The following is a 17727-nucleotide window of genomic DNA, read 5'->3' as shown; positions in this document are numbered from 1 at the left end:
TATGCAAACTATTTTAGGAGCCAGCGGTGCCATAGGTACCGAACTCGCCAAAGCACTCAAAAACTATACAAATGATATTCGTCTGGTAAGCCGTAATCCGAAGAAAATAAACGATACGGACACCATTCTCTCTGCCGACCTTACTGTAAAAGAAGAGGTTTTCAAAGCCATTAAGGGGTCTGAAATTGTATATCTTACCGTTGGTTTTGAATACAACCTGAAAGTATGGAAAAAGTATTGGATAGCCCTGATGACAAACGTGATTGATGCCTGCATTGAAAACAACGCCAGGCTTGTGTTTTTTGATAGTGTATATATGATAGGCGGCAATAACGTAAAGCACATCACTGAAAATTCTCCGTTCAGCCCTACCAGTAAAAAAGGCGAAATGCGCATGCAGCTCAATAAATTGATATTGAATGCCATTGGAAACCGAAACCTGAAAGCCATTATAGCCCGTGCACCAGATTTTTACGGAGCCGTAAAAGACAGAAGCATGCCTGTTGAACTGATATATAAAAACCTGATTGCCGGCAAAAAAGCACAGTGGATGTTCAATGCCAAAGTAAAGCACTCTTTTATATATGTGTACGATGCCGCCAAAGCTACCGCCCTGTTGGGCAATACTGCTGAAGCCTATAACCAGATATGGAATTTACCGACTGATAAACACAGCCTGACAGGAGAAGAATGGATTGAGTTGTTTGCCCGTGAAATGGGCAAAAGCGCCAGATACCAGTTAATACCTGCATGGATGGTTTGGGTAACTGGCCTTTTTGTACGTTTTATGAAAGAGATGTATGAGATGCGTTATCAATTCGACAGAGACTATTTTTTTGATAGCAGCAAGTTTGAAAAGTACTTCAAAGTAAAGCCGACGAGTTATCAGGATGGTGTAAAGGAAACCCTGGAAATATTGAGAAAAAAACCGGTTTTTTGATTTTTAATGCGTTGTAATAACTAAAAGGCAGCCATGAAAATGGCTGTTTTTTTTGTACGCTTTCGGACAAACCAACTGTACGATATCGGACACTAAAACGCAATAAATCTAATATTTGAGCGCGTTTAAGGTAGATTTCCATATTGGCATATCATTTGAGATAATCATTAATGTTGCTTAATTTTTAAATGCCTTACAGGTTATTTGACCGGTAATGCGTTTACCCTGTAAATGTTTACTTTCACCCATTCTTCTGCAACATTAATTTATGATAAGCAATTACCTTAAACTCGCAATCAGAAACCTGTTAAAAAACAAGGTGTCGTCATTCATTAACATTGGTGGGCTGGCTGTTGGTATGGCCGTAGCCGTATTGATGTTGTTATGGGTTCAGAACGAACTGAGTTTTGATACCTATCATGAAAAAGCAGATAGGATCAGACAGATAATCACCCATAACAAGGTAAATAAAGAAGACACCTGGCACTGGGCTACTACCCCGCTGCCGCTGGCAGCACAGGTGAAACAATTGCCTGAAATTGAATCAGTAACAAGAGTAACCGGGCCATTCTGGAACGGAGCATCTATGAAAACAGGCAACTGGGCCTCAATTGAAAAAAAGGTGGCCTGTGTAGACGAAAACTGGTTTGATATATTTGACTATAAACTGGTGGATGGGAATCTGAACGAATTTGGGCAGAATCCAAGAAGTATTATCATGACCGAATCTAAAGCAATGCAAATTTTCGGTTCAACAAAAGCAAGCGGAAAAATTATTAGAATTGATACGCTTGATTATATGGTGAGTGCAGTCTTTAAAGATAACCCTACCAACTCCAGTTTTCAGTATGACTTTATTCTGCCAATGGCAGCTCATTTGTCAAACCCTAATACGTTTGAAAACGAAAACAACTGGAATAACTTTAATTATGAAACTTTTGTATTACTTAAACCCGGTGCCGATGCATCAAAAATTGATCAGAAAGTTACCCGTGTTATTCAATATGCACGCCGGGATGTTAAAACCGGCGAAATAAACAAGGATATTGTATTGGAAGCCGAACCACTTGCGGCTATTCATACAGACGGTATAGGTAGATTCACCGGTGCACCTCAGGGCAATGCCAAAACAACTTATGTTTTTCTGGTGCTGGCATTTATTATTCTGCTTACTGCCTGTATCAATTACGTCAACCTGGCCACGGCGCGTGCCAGCCTGAGAGCCAAAGAAGTAAGCGTTAAAAAGATTATAGGGGCCGGCTACCGTCAGCTACTCGTTCAGTTTATGGTAGAATCAATTCTGATGTGCCTGGTTGCACTGGCAGCCGCCTTGGGGTTAATTTATGGCCTACTTCCTGTATTTAATAATCTGGCCGATAAAAAATTCATAATAGACCTGACCAACATTACCATCTGGCAGGTTTTGGCCGGAACCACCACCATGGCTATTTTATTAACAGGTGTTTACCCGTCTATTCTTCTTTCTTCATTTCAGCCTATCAGAGCCCTCAAAGGTATTAATGTGCTTCAATCAAATAACAGTTCTTTCAGAAAAACCCTGGTTGTAGTTCAGTTTGTAGTTTCTTCTGTTTTCCTTATTGCCACATTGGTTGTTTTTCAGCAAATTGAGTTTATCAGAAACATGAAATTAGGCTACGAAAAAGCCAATATCTTTGAGTTTACCATTCCATGGAACATCCGTGAAAAGATTGATATTCAAAGCGTAAAAAGCAGATTACTCGCTGAAGCCAGCGTGGAAGGGGTAACTTTAGCCAGCCAGAACATTGTTGAAATAAAAAGTACCCATAGCGGAAGCCTTGACTGGGATGGCCGCCCTGCCGACTTTGAGCCGACAGTAGCGCAGGTTTCAGCTGAATATGATTTTCAGAAACTTTTTGCCCTCAAAATGGCAGATGGCCGGTGGTTTGAACAAAACAACACTGCCGACAACGATAATGTAGTGCTGAATGAAGCAGCCATCAGAAAGTTTAAAATTAAAAATCCGGTTGGTAAGCGTTTTAATCTGCATGGCCGTAAAGGGGTAATTATTGGGGTAGTAAAAGACTTTCATTACAAAAGCATACACGAAAAAATAGAACCACTAGTGGTTTTTAACAGCACTAACTGGCGAGGCAGCGTTTTTGTGAAACCAACCAAAGGCAAAGAGCAGCAGGCTATCCGCGCTTCAGAAAAAATCTGGTCTGAGTTTATCCCTAACCGCCCATTAGAATACAAATTTCTTAATGAAACCTACCACAACCTTTATAAGACCGAACAGCGCACTGCAACCCTTTTTAACGCTTTTGCCATTGTAGCTGTTGTGGTATCATGTCTCGGACTTTTTGGCCTGGCAGCCTTTGCTGCCGAGCAGCGCACCAAAGAAATTGGTATCCGAAAAGTATTAGGGGCATCGGTAGCAGGCATTACCGTACTGCTTTCTACCGATTTTCTGAAACTGGTGGGTATTGCATTTGTTTGCGCTATACCTCTATCCTATTACTTTATGGATAAATGGTTACAGGACTTCGCATATCACATTACAATTCAATGGTGGTTTTATGCTTCTATTGGTCTGCTAATTTTTGTAATATCAATCGCTACGGTAGGGTATCAATCTATTAAAGCAGCATTGAAGAATCCGGTAAAATCATTGAAGGCAGAGTAAATACTCCTAAACCACCCTGGCAACATACAGTAAGCCGCACATTAGAGTTAAATCTATTAATCCGGAGCTTATCTTGTTTTTAAAAAGGTAATGCTCCACAAAGGCAAGTCACGCGTTAGGGGCTAAGAGTCTGATGATACTTAATTATTTCAAAATAGCGTTTAGAAATATCCTTAAACACAAGGGTTATTCATTTATTAATATTTTCGGTCTGGCAACGGGTATGGCCGTGGCCATTTTAATTGGGCTATGGGTTTTTGACGAAGTATCTTTTGATACCTACCATAAAAACCAGAACAGCGTTATGCAGATAATGCAAAACCTTACCAACAATGGTAAAAAAACCACACAACCTTATGTGCCATATCCTTTGGCTGAAGAGCTACGTAAAAGCTACGGAAGCGATTTTAAATCGGTGGCTTTAACAACGGGCGTGGGTTCACATCTGCTCACGCTGGGTAACAATAAACTAAGCAAGCAGGGCATTTTTGCTGAACCGCAGTTTGCAGATATGCTAACCCTTAAAATGATAAAAGGCAGCAGCGAAGGCTTGAAAGAACCGGGTTCTGTTATATTATCAGCATCTTTAAGCAGCGTATTTTTTGGCAATGAAGACCCTCTGAACAAAATCATAAAAATCAATAATGAACTAGACGTAAAAGTTACCGGAGTTTACGAAGACCTGCCAGAAAACACAACTTTTCATGACATGGCGTTTGTTGCCCCATGGGCTTTGTACTTCAACAATACTGATTGGATAAAAAAAGAAGATGACCCCTGGCGGCCAAATGCTTTTCAGATTTACGCACAACTTACCGACAAGGCTGATGTTGAGAGGGTGTCATTCAAAATAAAAAATGCCAAACTTAATAAGGTAAATGAGTATCTGGCCAGAAAAAAGCCAGAATTATTTTTGTTGCCGATGAGCCGCTGGCACCTGTATTCTGAATACAAAGACGGCGTAAATACAGGCGGAAAAATTGAATACGTAAGGCTTATTGGTATCATCAGTATTTTTGTACTGATACTGGCTTGTATAAATTTTATGAACCTGAGCACAGCGCGCAGCGAAAAACGGGCCAAAGAAGTGGGAATCCGCAAGGCAATCGGGTCTTTAAGATCGCAACTGATTGGCCAGTTTCTGAGCGAGTCAATTGTAGTAGTGGGCATGGCATTTATCATTTCTTTGCTTTTGGTTCAGCTTAGTTTACCTTTTTTTAATGACATTGCTTCCAAGCATCTGACCATTCCGTTTGGCAATATTATTTTCTGGCATACAGGAATCGCTTTCTGCCTCCTTATCGGGCTTATTTCTGGTAGCTATCCTGCTCTTTATCTTTCTTCGTTTCAACCTATAAAAGTTCTGAAAGGCACATTTAAAGCAGGGCGTTTTGCGGCTGTGCCGCGTAAGGTGCTGGTGGTAGTACAATTTGCGGTATCGGTTACACTCGTTATAGGAACCATCATTGTGTTTAAACAAATACAATACGCCAAAAACCGTCCGATAGGGTATAATACCAATGGGCTAATATCCATCAGTGTTTCAACCCCGGAATTTCATAAACACCAGGAAGCTATCAGAAGAGAATTGATTCAATCAGGTGCGGTAACTGAAATGGCAGAAGCCAGCAATCCGACTACGGCTTTCTGGGGTACAACAGGCGGAATTGAGTGGCGCGGTAAAGACCCGGCCATGACCACCGACCTGCCAATAACCGGAATATCATACAATTATGCACAAGTTATTGGTTGGAAATTTAAAGAAGGACGGAATTTCTCAAAAGATTTCGCCTCAGATTCATCAGCAGTGATCATCAATGAAGCGGCCGCCAGATTTATGGGCTTTAAAAAACCGGTAGGCGAAGTACTGAAATGGTTTGGCCGGCCTGCAACTGTAATTGGCGTAGTACCCGACATGGTGGTAAACTCTCCTTACGAAGCCGCCAACCCTATCGTATATTTTCTTAGCAACACTGCCGAAAGCATTGTTTTAGCCAGAATAAATACCTCTGTAAGTGCATCGGCAGCAGTTGAAAAACTGGAGGCAACTTTTAAGAAATTTAATCCGACTGAACCTTTTGAATACAGATTTGCGGATGAAGACTTCAATAAAAAATTTGCCGATGAAGAAAGAGTAGGTAAAATTGCTACTTCGTTTGCTATTCTGGCAATACTTATCAGCTGTCTGGGTCTTTTTGGCCTGGCATCTTTTATGGCAGAACAAAGAACCAAAGAAATAGGTGTACGAAAAGTACTCGGAGCCACCGTTTTCGGACTTTGGCAGCTACTTTCAAAAGACTTTGTAATGCTGGTAGTTATTTCAATAGTAATAGCGTCTCCTGTTGCCTACTATTTTATGAACCAATGGATTGGCAAATTTACCGTCAAGACAGATATTTCTTGGTGGATATTTGCGATAACTGCTTTGGGTGCAGTATTAATTACTTTATTGACAGTGAGTTATCAGGCCATAAAGGCAGCTTTAATGAACCCGGTAAAAACTTTAAAGACAGATTAACGCCCTCCTAGCCCTAAAAGGGTATATGAAAGCGAGAAGGTTAGAAGATAGCCTTCTCGCTTTTTTTTGTAGTTTCAAAATATTTCTCCAAAAATCACCTTAAGGCTTTTCACATTCCAATGTGCTATGTAGTTTTGGATTAAATTTTCATGAACAGATACTCGAACATTTGTGCAATATAGTTGCAAATATGTATCTTTGAACAAAAAACTTTAATGCTAACTTGCCGCAACCTTACATTTGCTTATAATCAACAAAAGCAATTCAGTTTTCCGTCTTTTTCATGTGCCTCGGCCGACACCCTGCTTATACTGGGTAATTCAGGCACTGGCAAAACTACGCTGCTACACCTGCTGGCACTTTTGCTAACCCCCAAAAGTGGGTCTATTCAAATTGACAATCAGGAATTTGCCACTCTAAACCCAAAAGAAGCGGCAAAAATGCGGGCAAGACACCTGGGTATTATTTATCAGAAATCTCATTTTGTGAGTTCGCTCACCGTGCTTGATAATCTCTTGCTGGCTAATTATCTGGCAGATAAAGCGCTGGCCGGAGAGCAGGCTGAAAAACTGGCCAAAAGCCTGGGCTTTTATGAGTTGCTCGATAAAAAAACAACACTGCTGAGTGGTGGCGAGCAGCAACGGGTAAGCATTGCCCGTGCTTTAATGAACAGCCCTGAGGTGATATTGGCAGACGAACCCACCTCTAACCTGGATGACGAGAACTGCGAAAAGGTAATTAACCTGCTTGAAAACCAATCAAAAAACATTGGTGCCTCTTTGGTAATTGTAACGCATGACCAACGCCTGAAAGATAAGTTTAATAACAAAATTATATTGAGCTGAGCCAATTAAGGCCTATATCCAATACCCTTTACTAAACAATAAACGATGCTACTCAAAATAAGCTGGAAAAATATACTCGATAAAAAACTGAACAGTTTTTTGTGCGTATTACTCATGACCCTGGGCATAGCCATAATCTCACTGCTATTGCTGCTCGGCAAACAATTACAGGATAAATTTGCCAAAAACATAAGCGGCATTGACATGGTTGTTGGCGCTAAAGGCAGCCCTTTGCAACTGATTCTGTCTAGCGTTTACCAGATAGATAACCCAACCGGAAATGTTTATATGAGCGATGTGCAGGAAATTGCGCAGAACCCCCTGGTAAAAGAAATGATACCTTTATCAATGGGTGACAACTACCGTGGGTACCGGATTGTAGGCACCAACAAAAAATATCTTGAGCATTTTAAAGCAAACTTTGCCACAGGTGCAATCTTCAAAAAAGACCTTGATGTGGTTTTAGGCGCTCAGGTAGCTGCTAATACCGGATTAAAACCGGGTGATACCTTTATAAGCTCTCATGGGCTTGACGCCGAAGGAGAACAACACGGCGACAAGAAATATAAAGTTGTGGGTATTCTTGAATTTAATAACTCTGTTATTGATAACGTTGTACTTACCAGCCTGAGCAGTGTCTGGAACATCCATGACCATGAAGAAGCGCATGCAGAGGGCGAGGCACATGAAGAAGGTGAGGCAGACATGAGCAAAAAAGAAATTACCAGTGCGCTTATCAAGTTCCGCTCGCCTATGGGGCTTATGACCATGCCGCGTAACATTAACCAGAACTCTAAACTTCAGGCCGCCCTGCCAGCTATTGAAGTAAACCGTTTGTTTGAGCTCCTGGGCATTGGCATGGATGGATTACAGATTCTGGCGGCCGTTATTATGCTTATATCGGGTATCAGCGTTTTTGTTTCGCTTTACAACTCTTTAAAAGAACGCAAATACGAAATGGCGCTGATGCTTTCAATGGGTGCCAGCCGTACACGCTTGTTTCTGATGCTATTGCTGGAAGGCGTACTGCTAGCCCTGTTTGGCTTTGTAGCCGGTGTGGTTTTTAGCAGAGCAGGTGTATTATTAATATCAAATAGTATCAGCAAGAAATTCCATTTTGACGTTAGCCAGATTGGCCTTCAAACCGGCGAAATATACCTGTTTATCGGTGCTTTAGCAATCGGCATTCTGGCAGCGGCCCTGCCGTCTGTCAATATTTACAGGCTGAATATTTCACGAACACTTGCTGAAGAATAAATTATATTTTAATTTTATACAATAATTTCTGTCTTAGCTCCTTTAATCAGGACAACATCTATAAACTAAACGTCCTTTGTTTATCAAAGGGTATGTCAATAAAATGAAAAATCTATCGAAGTACTTCATCATCAACCTTTTCTTTTTAGGCGCGCTTTCATTTGGTTTTGTGGCAGAAGAGCCTACAAAAATTACCTGGGAAACCCTGAGAGACGTAACTTTTAAAAAGAAATGGAGTGCAGAAGAATCAATGTTTGTGCTCTACCCTACTTTTGGCCAGAAAGTAGCCGGCTTGCAGGGAAAAGAGGTGGTGCTTACAGGTTATATGATACCCGTTGATGTTGATGCCAACATGTATGTGCTTTCTGCCAACCCTTACAGCTCTTGTTTTTTCTGCGGCCAGGCAGGTCCTGAATCTGTGGTGCAGGTTAAATTCAAAAAAACGACCAAAAGATTTAATACCGACGACAGAATAACAGTAAAAGGTACTTTGAAACTGAATGCCGATGATATTAATGAGTTAAACTACATCATGGCTAATGCTGATTTGATTCAGTAAGTTATGAATCAATATTTTTCAAATGCGCCTGATTCAGCTATCTGGCGCATTTTTTATTGAAAAACAAATTCTAAAAACAGATGCAAAATTTTGTGTGTGCGTTGTACGTTAATGAAGCATCTGATAATAACAGACGCAAACACATAGCTTTTTTAGCAGGGTAAAATCAGTTTCGGTTGTCTTGTTCAAAAAGCGCTATTAAACACTTAAATTCTCACTTATGAAAAAAACACTATTCCTCCTCATTCCTGCCATTATTCTTTCATCAGTAAACCTTGTTCAGGCGCAATATGATAACAACTGGGCTGTAGGTTTCCGTTTAGGAGAGCCACTGGGAGCTAATATCAGAAAGTACTTTCAGGACGGAGCGAGAGCCTTTGATGTAAACGTTGGCACTTACGGACTAGTGTATAATAATAATCGCCGGTATAATAACGGAGAATACAAAACCGCAGGTTTCATGGTACAAGGTATATACCTGTTTCATCAACCCTTGTTTGGTAAAGACTGGGGCCATGTATATTATGGCTTTGGCGGGCAAATAAACAGCAGAAGGCATTTTCCGGATGCCTGGCGGTTTGAAAGTGTAAAATCGGTCAGCAAAATATCATTAGGGCCAACAGGAACAGCCGGAGCCGAGTTTAAACTACCCAGCCCTGGGCTGGCGTTCTTCATTGATGCCGGCGTTTATGTAGAAGCACTGCCATCGCCATTTTTTCTGAACGGGCAAATGAGTGCCGGTTTGCGTGTTAATATGGTAAAATAGACCAGAAAAGGTGTTAAAGTGCCTTATTTTTTATTTCTTTACATTTTAATACGTGTTACTGATTATTAAACCACGCTTACAGGCTACTTTGTGCTGTAGAATATTATGATTGCTTATCTAGACGGTAAACTGGCTTTCAAAGACCCTACCTTTGTAATTATTGATGTGGCAGGTGTAGGTTATCATGTAAAAATTTCGCTTCAGACCTACGCAGCGTTGCACAATACAGGTGAAAGATGCAAACTGCATACCCTGCTGATTATAAGAGAAGATGCACATACACTCTATGGCTTTTACGACAACGCCGAGAAAGAACTGTTTGAAGACCTCATCAGTGTGTCTGGCATAGGGCCGGGTACAGCCATAATTATGCTTTCATCGCTTTCGTCTGGTGAAATTAAACATGCCATTGTATCAGAAGATGTACGCACCATTCAAAGCATAAAAGGCATTGGCCTGAAAACCGCCCAAAGAGCCATTATTGAACTGAAAGATAAGCTTAAAAAAGAGTCGTTGCTGGGCGGCACCACAGCAAATATATTTGCGCCTGCCAATGCTGCTTTGCGTAGCGAAGCCCTTACGGCATTGGTTACGTTAGGGTTTCAAAGAGCCGCAGCTGAAAAAAGCATTGATGCCATTCTGAAAAAAGAAGGTAACGACCTGACATTAGAACAACTGATTAAACTGGCGCTGAGATAATACCAGACGCAAACTGGCGGCAAAGTTTTTTTTAATGAAAAATATCCATTTTTGCTATGATAGAATTTAACAGGTCTGAACATCTGTGAATAAGAATAAACAAACGCGCAATTTTTTCTGATTTATAACAGACTACAGGTAAGTTTTTAGTCGTTAAATTCAAAATACCTATTGATACTCCCCAAAATTTATGCTCGGACAGCCATTTGGAAAAAATTATATATTCTTTTATTTTTTTGTTGTCAGCTTTGGATTGATAAGTGAAGATGCGGAGGCTCAAATAGGAGGCAGGAGAAGAAATACCACAACAAAAACTGATAATTCCCGAACGGATTCGCTGGTTGCCCCGGCGATTGATACCGTTATTGTACGTACGGGCCGCCAACCGGCTTACAGATGGCAGGACAGATACCTGAACAGGTACTCGCAAAGCACGCCGCAATCGCCGTTTTATCTGAAAGACCCCGGCAATATACGTAACGATTTCAGTATTTCTCCCAACTCAAAAGAAATTTCAATTACTGAAAAAGCCGGAAAAAACCTAGATTATAAAATACCACAGGCGCTATCGTTCAATGAGTATTCAAGTCTGCAGAACGCTTATGTTAGAAAAAGTATACTTCGCGAATATGAAAACCTGCAGGACGGTAAAAGCGCCACCACTGACCGCGGCCTGAGACCTCTGCTGCAAAAAGGCAACCTGGTAGACCGCATTTTCGGCAGCAGCATGATTGAGCAGCTAAAGCCAAACGGTTTCGTAACGCTCGACTTCAAAGTTATTCATCAATTTATTGATAATCCGCTGCTCCCAATCATTCAGCGCAGGCAAACGCGCTTCAATTTCGACGAGCAGATTAATATCAACTTTAATGGCCAGATAGGTGAAAAACTGGGTATGCTTACCAACCTGGACACAAAAGCGGCTTTTAACTTCGAAAATCAACTAAAGCTGAACTTTAAAAACGGACCTGAAGATATTATTCAGAAAGTAGAAGCCGGCAACATAAGCATGCCTGTTAAAAGCCAGTTAATACCCGGGGTTCAGAACCTGTTCGGGGTGAAAACAGCCTTTACATTCGGCAAATTAGATGTAACGGCCGTGGTAGCGCAGCAACGTTCAAAAACCGAGTCAATCATCCTGAACGGCGGTGCACAAAACCGCTCTTTTGAAATAAGAGCCGATAACTACGAAGAAAACCGGCACTTTTTTCTTGCGCAGTTTTTCAGAAGCAACTATGAAAGAGCCTTGCGCAACCTGCCTTTGGTGCTTTCGGGCGTAAGGGTTACCCGTATTGAAGTTTACGTTACCAACCGCACCAATACGGTTGAATCGATGCGAAACCTGATTGGTTTTACAAGCCTGGGTGATACAAAATCTGGCAATAATAGTTATGAGCCTGTAAAAAACCAGGGCAACCCACTTTATAACAGCCTGGTTGATAATCCTGTATTCCGTAAGATAGATGATTCAGGCTCCGGTGACGCCCTGGCATCATTAAACCTTAAAAAAGGAACTGATTATGAAGTTTTAAGAGGCGCCAAACGACTGACAGAACGTGACTTCAAGTTTAATGCCGAGTTGGGTTATATTTCGTTAGTTACACCGCTCCGTAATGATGAAATTCTTGCTGTTGCGTACGAATACACCTACAACGGCAATACCTACAAAGTGGGTGAGCTGACAGAAGACTACGCCATTCGGCCTGAGAATGAAGCCATTATGCTGAAACTCATTAAGTCGTCTACCATTAGGAATCGCACCAGCGACCCCATGTGGGATCTGATGATGAAAAATATCTACTCATTAGGTGTGCCCGGTGTTGGTAAGTTGGGTTTTCAGCTTAGAATTATTTATAAAGACGACAAAACAGGCATTGACAACCCCAACCTGCAGGAAGGAAGGAATCTGAAAGATGTACCGCTGGTTAGGGTAATGAACATGGATAACCTTAACCCGAATAATGACCCCCAGCCTGGTGGAGATGGGAATTTTGACTTCATTGAAGACGTTACCATTGATGCCAAAACAGGCAGGTTGATTTTTCCGGTTCTTGAGCCATTCGGTGCAACACTGGATGCCAAATTTGATGCGAGCGAACAGGCACTTAAAGACAAATACGTATTTAGCGAATTATACCGCACTACCCTTGCCGATGCGCAGCAGGTAACAACCAAAAATAAGTTTTTTATACGCGGTAGCCTGCAGGCCAGTAATTCGGCAGAGGTGCCGCTCCCATTGGGCGCTTCACCGCAATCTGTCCGGATTTTTGCAGGTGGTATACAATTGCAGGATGGTATTGACTACATGATTGAACCACAATTGGGCCGAATCAGATTTCTGAATCAAAGTATACTTAACTCGTCGCGCCAGATTAAAATTGACTATGAGAGGCCAGACATGTTCAATACGCAAATCAGAATGATGGTGGGTACCAGGCTTGACTACAACCTGAGCAAAGACATCAGAATAGGCGCCACTGCCATGACCCTCCGCGAAAGTACGCCGGCATTTATGACCCGTACCGCCATTGGGCAAGAGCCGGTTAACAACACCATAGTAGGGCTTGATATCAATTATAGAAAAGATGCCCGGTTTCTGACCAGATGGCTGGATGCCCTGCCGCTGATTCAGACCAAGGAAATGTCGGCTATTCAGTTTGCGGCCGAGTATGCCAAGTTGTTTCCGGCTGTTAATAATAAAAGAACCAATGGCAATGCCATGATTGATGATTTTGAGGCTACCAGAAACATCAATGACCTTACCCGCCAGCCTACCCGTTGGAGACCCGGCACCGTACCGGAGAGTTTACAGGGAAGCCACTCTGGCTATGAGTATAACTATAAAAGAGCAAAAATATCTGTCTACACAATAGACCAGACTACCTATATTGATAACGGTTTTGCGGCAGAAGGTACCCTACCCCCACAGGTGCAGGAGGCAGCCGGCAAGAACCTATACGAAAAAGCGTATAATCCGCTAGAGATTTTCCCTGGGCGGTCAATACCTACTTTCAGCCAGTCGGTACCTGTAAACCTGCTTGATGTTTCTTATTTTCCGGCAGAAAGAGGCATGTATAACTATAATCCGAATCTGACCACCGATGGTTATCTGGCCAACCCGAAGCAGAACTTTGGTTCGGTGATGAGGGGTATAACCGCTGATAATGATTTTGACAACGCCAATACAGAATACCTTACCTTCTGGATGCTGGACCCATTCAAGGATATTGTTAAAGATGGTTCTCCTAACGGAAACAAAATAAACACAACCGGAGGGAAACTGAAATTTCATCTGGGCGACATCTCAGAAGATTTAATACCAGACGGCCGAAATAGCTTTGAAAACGGTTTCCCGGCCAACGAATCAGTAAGCAATTCATCCAGACCGGTTCAAACCAAATGGGGCTTTGCCCCAAATGTGCAGTTTATGACCGATGCCTTCGACAACCAGCCCGGCTCGCGCGAAAAACAGGATGTGGGTCTGGATGGCTTAAGCAATGCTCAGGAAAGAACTTTTGACCATATCAAAACATTTCTGGATAAATTAAGCCCAACGGCCAGAGAAAAAATAGAAAAAGACCCGTCGGCAGATGACTTCAAGTTCTTTACCGACCCTGAATTTACAGCCAGCCAGTCTTTAATAGAACGTTTTAAAAACTATCTGGGTATTGAAAACAATTCGCCGCCAAGCAATACCAATTCGGCCACCAGCCCAACGCTGGCCAACTCTGTAACGCCAGACAAAGAAGATATCAACGGCGACAACACAATCAATGACATTGAAAACTACTACGAATACGAAATTAATCTTACGCCCGGCAGATTAAGCGTAGGGAACAGCTATATTGTTGACCAGGTAAGCGTAAACGCGCCAAACGGCTCAGAAGCCAAGTGGTACCTTTTTCGGGTGCCTGTCAAGCAATTTACCAATAAAGTTGGCGACATTAACGGTTTTAAGTCAATCCGCTTTATGCGTATGATGCTCACCGAATTTGAGCAACCGGTGGTGCTTCGTTTTGCGTCCCTTCAGCTAGAGTCTAATCAGTATCGTGTATATGACAAAAGCCTGACCGAAACCCCGCAGCTATACGATGCCAGGTTTAAAATGGGTGTAGTAAATATTGAAGAAAACGGCTGTGGCGAAGACGGACAAAACTGTAACATAAAAGAAGGAAAAACACCCTATAAGGTTCCTCCGGGATTCATACGCGACCAGGATATTACCCAACAGCAGTTTAATGTAAAATTCAACGAACAATCGATGTCTCTGGCTGTAACAGACCTGCGCAATGGCGATTCCAGAGGCGTGTTCCGCAATACCCGTGTTGACATGCTTAATTATAAAAGATTAAGAATGTTTATTCATGCAGAGAATGAAGCCAACGACCAGAATAAAGTGGGTGGCGCGTTTATCAGAATCGGAACAGATTTGTCGCAGCACTATTACGAAATCGAGATTCCTCAGCTAAAGTTAACCCCGAATGGCTCTATTGACGAAAATGTAATCTGGCCTTCAGAAAACTTTATTGACGTAGCCCTGCAAGACCTGGTGGCGCTGAAAGGTGAACGCAACCGCAATGCTGTCAATATCAACAAACCCTACTCAGGTACCACCACCGGCACCATTGAAAACGGCACAGATGGCAATACTTACAAAATTACCGTTCTGGGGAATCCTGATTTAAGCGCAGTGTTAAGCATAATGATTGGTTTGCGTAACACATCAACCGGCACTGAGCAATTGAAAACCTATACTATATGGGCCAACGAATTACGTGCTTATGGCTTTGACCAGACATCCGGCGATGCAGCAATTATGTCGGCCAATATTAAACTGGCTGATATTGCCACGCTTTCGGTAAATGCAAACCTTAAAACTTTTGGCTTTGGTGGTGTGCAGGACCGCATCTCTGAAAGAGCCAGAGAAACCGGAAAAGGCATAGGTATTGCTTCAAATGTTGAAATGGATAAGTTTTTCCCTGAAAAGTGGGGACTTAGAATTCCGTTTTTTGTCAATTTCGACAAACAGACCATTACGCCTCATTTTAATCCGCTAGACCCTGACATGCCTCTTGAAAACGCGCTGAACAACATTACAGACGCTGCGCGGCGAGAAGCCTACAGGCGTATGGTAATTGATAACAGCACCCGTAAAGGTTTCAATTTCTCGAACGTAAGAAAGGTAAAAACAAAAGAAGATGCCAAAGCCCATATCTATGATATTGAAAACTTTTCATTTACCTATGCGCAAAACAATGTAAACCGGAGCAATATTCTGATTGATGATTACAGCCTTACCCAAAACAGAGGTGGCTTAACTTATCAGTATCAACCAAAAGAGATAAAGTGGGAGCCGTTCAAAAACAACAAGAAAATGGAACGCCCGTTTTTGTATTGGCTGAAAGACTTCAACTTGTCTCCTGTGCCAACGGTAATGGCTTTCAGAACAGACTTTGACAGAAGTTTTGCCAGAACCCAACTCAGAAACTCTGACTTAACCACCAATGGTGTGGTACCTTATTTTGAGAAGTATTTCCTGCTAAACCGCCAGTACGATTTACAGTGGAATTTGTCAAGGAGCATCCTCTTTACTTACACCGCCAACATGAATGCCGTTATTGATGAACCATACGGCGACAATGAGAGTAAATTATTAAGCAATATTGTAAAACCCGGACGAGCCAAAAACTTTAATCAGGAGATGCGCTTTACTTACAGGCTGCCTCTTGATAAGTTCTTCCTGCTGGACTGGGTAACAGGTGATTTTAAATACAATAATAATTTTAATTACCAGGCTATGGCGCTGAACCTGGCAGATGCCAACGGAAAGGCATTTGGCAATACAATCAGAAACGGAAGAGAAACCGGAATAAGAGGAAAAATAGATTTCGTAAAACTTTATAACAAGGTTAAATACCTGCGTTTTGCCAATTCGCCAAATCAGGAAAGAAAAAGATTTACCCGCACCCCGGGTGATGACGAAAACCTGGAAGTAGCGCCAAGCAATGTAGCCAAGTCGTTTACGCGCCTGCTGATGGCAGTACGTGGTATAGACTACGACTACTCGGTTATTGAAACAACCATTCTGCCCGGCTTTATGCCTGAGCCCAAATTCTTTGGTTTAGACGGCTCATACCTTACCTCAGAGAGCATGGGATTTGTACTGGGTAATCAGTACCGTAACCGGGCCTTTATTAATCAGGCCGATGAGAAAGGTTGGTTATCAAAAACTGACCTCATCACCCAACCCTACACGCAGTCTCTGCAACGCAGATTCAGCTACCGGACAACGATTGAGCCATTCAAGGATTTCAGAATGCAGATAAGTGGCAATTTCAGCCGCGGAGATAGTTATCAGGAATACTACGTTTTCAATGCAACAAGCCAGCAATATGAAAGAAAAAGCCCTATCAGAACCGGAAACTTCGGTATGTCTTTCTGGGCATTTAATACTTTCTTTGAAAAAATGGAAGTGGGCAATAATTACAGGTATCAGGTTTTTGAAAACATGAAAACCAACCGTGAGATTATCATTAACCGTTTAAATACCATGCAGGCAGGAAGCGGCAATGGTGAAGCAGGCGCCTATGCAGAAAACTCTCAGGATGTGCTTATACCGGCATTTATTGCTGCCTATAGCGGTAAAGATGCCAAAACACTAAACCTGAAGAGGTTCCCGTTCTCTGATAAAAAGCTCACAATGCCTATGCCAAACTGGCGCATTGACTATACCGGATTGGCAAATCTTGAGCCTTTCAAAAATGTTTTCAGTTCTATTGCTATCAGCCATAGCTATACTGCCAGCTACAACGTAGGCAATTTTACTTCGTCTTTGTTATATGATGCGCAAAAAATAGACTGGGCACTGGCAGGCTACCCTCTGGCTAGTATAGTGAATGAAAACGTAATGGTGGGTGCGCGTAATCTGTACTTGCCAGCACTGATAATGAGCACCATTTCATTAGAAGAAAAGTTTGCGCCTTTCATCGGCGTACAGTTTACTACCAAAAGTAAAATATCAGGTAGGTTTGACTGGAACCGCGAGCGCAGAGCAGTATTGAACCTCTCCAATTCGCAGGTGGCTGAGTATAGCAGTTCAGATCTGGTCTTCAATCTGGGATTCAGAAAAAGTGGAGTAAAACTACCTTTGAGAGGTCGGGATGGCAGAGTTGTTACTCTAAAAAATGACCTTAATTTCCAGTTTGCATTCACCATTCGTGACATAAAAGCGATTCAGCGCCGCTTGGATGGAGACCCCCAGCCAACGCAAGGAAACTATAACCTGCAATGGGGGCCAAGAATTACCTATCAGGTAAATAAACGCGTTTTGCTGAACTTCTATGTTGACCACACCAATAATACCCCGTTTGTTACCAACTTCTCGTATCCGAGAAGAACCACTACAGGCGGTATCAACCTCAGATTTAATTTATCAGACCAGTAAAAACCGGAAGTTTATTCATACATTAGGGTTACCG

At 42.1% G+C, this 17727-nt stretch carries 9 protein-coding genes; all 9 read left to right on the top strand.

The window, feature by feature from the left end:
* Position 1: 1 nt before the first annotated feature.
* The 9 genes from MB380_RS09880 (at position 2) to sprA (ending at position 17693) form a co-directional block, all read left to right on the top strand.
* Positions 2-940: an NAD-dependent epimerase/dehydratase family protein gene (locus MB380_RS09880; RefSeq protein ID WP_253535083.1), complete on the top strand. Its 939-nt coding sequence runs from the start codon at positions 2-4 to the stop codon at positions 938-940.
* Positions 941-1208: 268 nt separating this feature from the next.
* On the top strand, positions 1209-3605 hold the full coding sequence (locus MB380_RS09875) for an ABC transporter permease (protein WP_253535081.1): 2397 nt from the start codon (positions 1209-1211) through the stop codon (positions 3603-3605).
* Between the two features lie 133 nt (positions 3606-3738).
* Complete coding sequence (locus MB380_RS09870; protein WP_253535078.1) at positions 3739-6123, top strand: ABC transporter permease; 2385 nt, start codon at positions 3739-3741, stop codon at positions 6121-6123.
* 215 nt (positions 6124-6338) lie between these two features.
* The gene (locus MB380_RS09865; RefSeq protein ID WP_253535075.1) at positions 6339-6968 is read left to right on the top strand and encodes an ABC transporter ATP-binding protein; all 630 of its coding nucleotides are present in this window, start codon (positions 6339-6341) and stop codon (positions 6966-6968) included.
* 45 nt (positions 6969-7013) lie between these two features.
* Positions 7014-8225 (top strand): FtsX-like permease family protein, encoded by a 1212-nt coding sequence (locus tag MB380_RS09860; protein WP_253535072.1) that lies wholly within the window; start codon positions 7014-7016, stop codon positions 8223-8225.
* Between the two features lie 103 nt (positions 8226-8328).
* Entirely contained in the window at positions 8329-8784 is a 456-nt protein-coding gene (locus tag MB380_RS09855; RefSeq protein WP_101727167.1) for a DUF3299 domain-containing protein, read from the top strand.
* A 220-nt stretch (positions 8785-9004) separates the two neighbouring features.
* On the top strand, positions 9005-9550 hold the full coding sequence (locus MB380_RS09850) for a hypothetical protein (protein WP_253535069.1): 546 nt from the start codon (positions 9005-9007) through the stop codon (positions 9548-9550).
* Between the two features lie 105 nt (positions 9551-9655).
* Entirely contained in the window at positions 9656-10249 is a 594-nt protein-coding gene (gene ruvA, locus MB380_RS09845) for a Holliday junction branch migration protein RuvA (RefSeq protein WP_253535066.1), read from the top strand.
* Between the two features lie 190 nt (positions 10250-10439).
* Complete coding sequence (sprA, locus tag MB380_RS09840; protein WP_253535063.1) at positions 10440-17693, top strand: cell surface protein SprA; 7254 nt, start codon at positions 10440-10442, stop codon at positions 17691-17693.
* Positions 17694-17727: the final 34 nt, after the last annotated feature.

Source organism: Emticicia sp. 21SJ11W-3 (genome assembly GCF_024138715.1).
In the GTDB taxonomy this organism is placed as follows: Bacteria; Bacteroidota; Bacteroidia; order Cytophagales; family Spirosomataceae; genus Emticicia; species Emticicia fluvialis.
This window is presented reverse-complemented; position numbering and strand designations above follow the sequence as displayed.

Bases quoted from the DNA above. Each gene is read 5' to 3' on its own strand.
- MB380_RS09880 (WP_253535083.1), top strand. From the start codon at position 2: ATGCAAACTATTTTAGGAGCCAGCGGTGCCATAGGTACCGAACTCGCC.
- MB380_RS09875 (WP_253535081.1), top strand. From the start codon at position 1,209: ATGATAAGCAATTACCTTAAACTCGCAATCAGAAACCTGTTAAAAAAC.
- MB380_RS09870 (WP_253535078.1), top strand. From the start codon at position 3,739: ATGATACTTAATTATTTCAAAATAGCGTTTAGAAATATCCTTAAACAC.
- MB380_RS09865 (WP_253535075.1), top strand. From the start codon at position 6,339: ATGCTAACTTGCCGCAACCTTACATTTGCTTATAATCAACAAAAGCAA.
- MB380_RS09860 (WP_253535072.1), top strand. From the start codon at position 7,014: ATGCTACTCAAAATAAGCTGGAAAAATATACTCGATAAAAAACTGAAC.
- MB380_RS09855 (WP_101727167.1), top strand. From the start codon at position 8,329: ATGAAAAATCTATCGAAGTACTTCATCATCAACCTTTTCTTTTTAGGC.
- MB380_RS09850 (WP_253535069.1), top strand. From the start codon at position 9,005: ATGAAAAAAACACTATTCCTCCTCATTCCTGCCATTATTCTTTCATCA.
- ruvA (WP_253535066.1), top strand. From the start codon at position 9,656: ATGATTGCTTATCTAGACGGTAAACTGGCTTTCAAAGACCCTACCTTT.
- sprA (WP_253535063.1), top strand. From the start codon at position 10,440: ATGCTCGGACAGCCATTTGGAAAAAATTATATATTCTTTTATTTTTTT.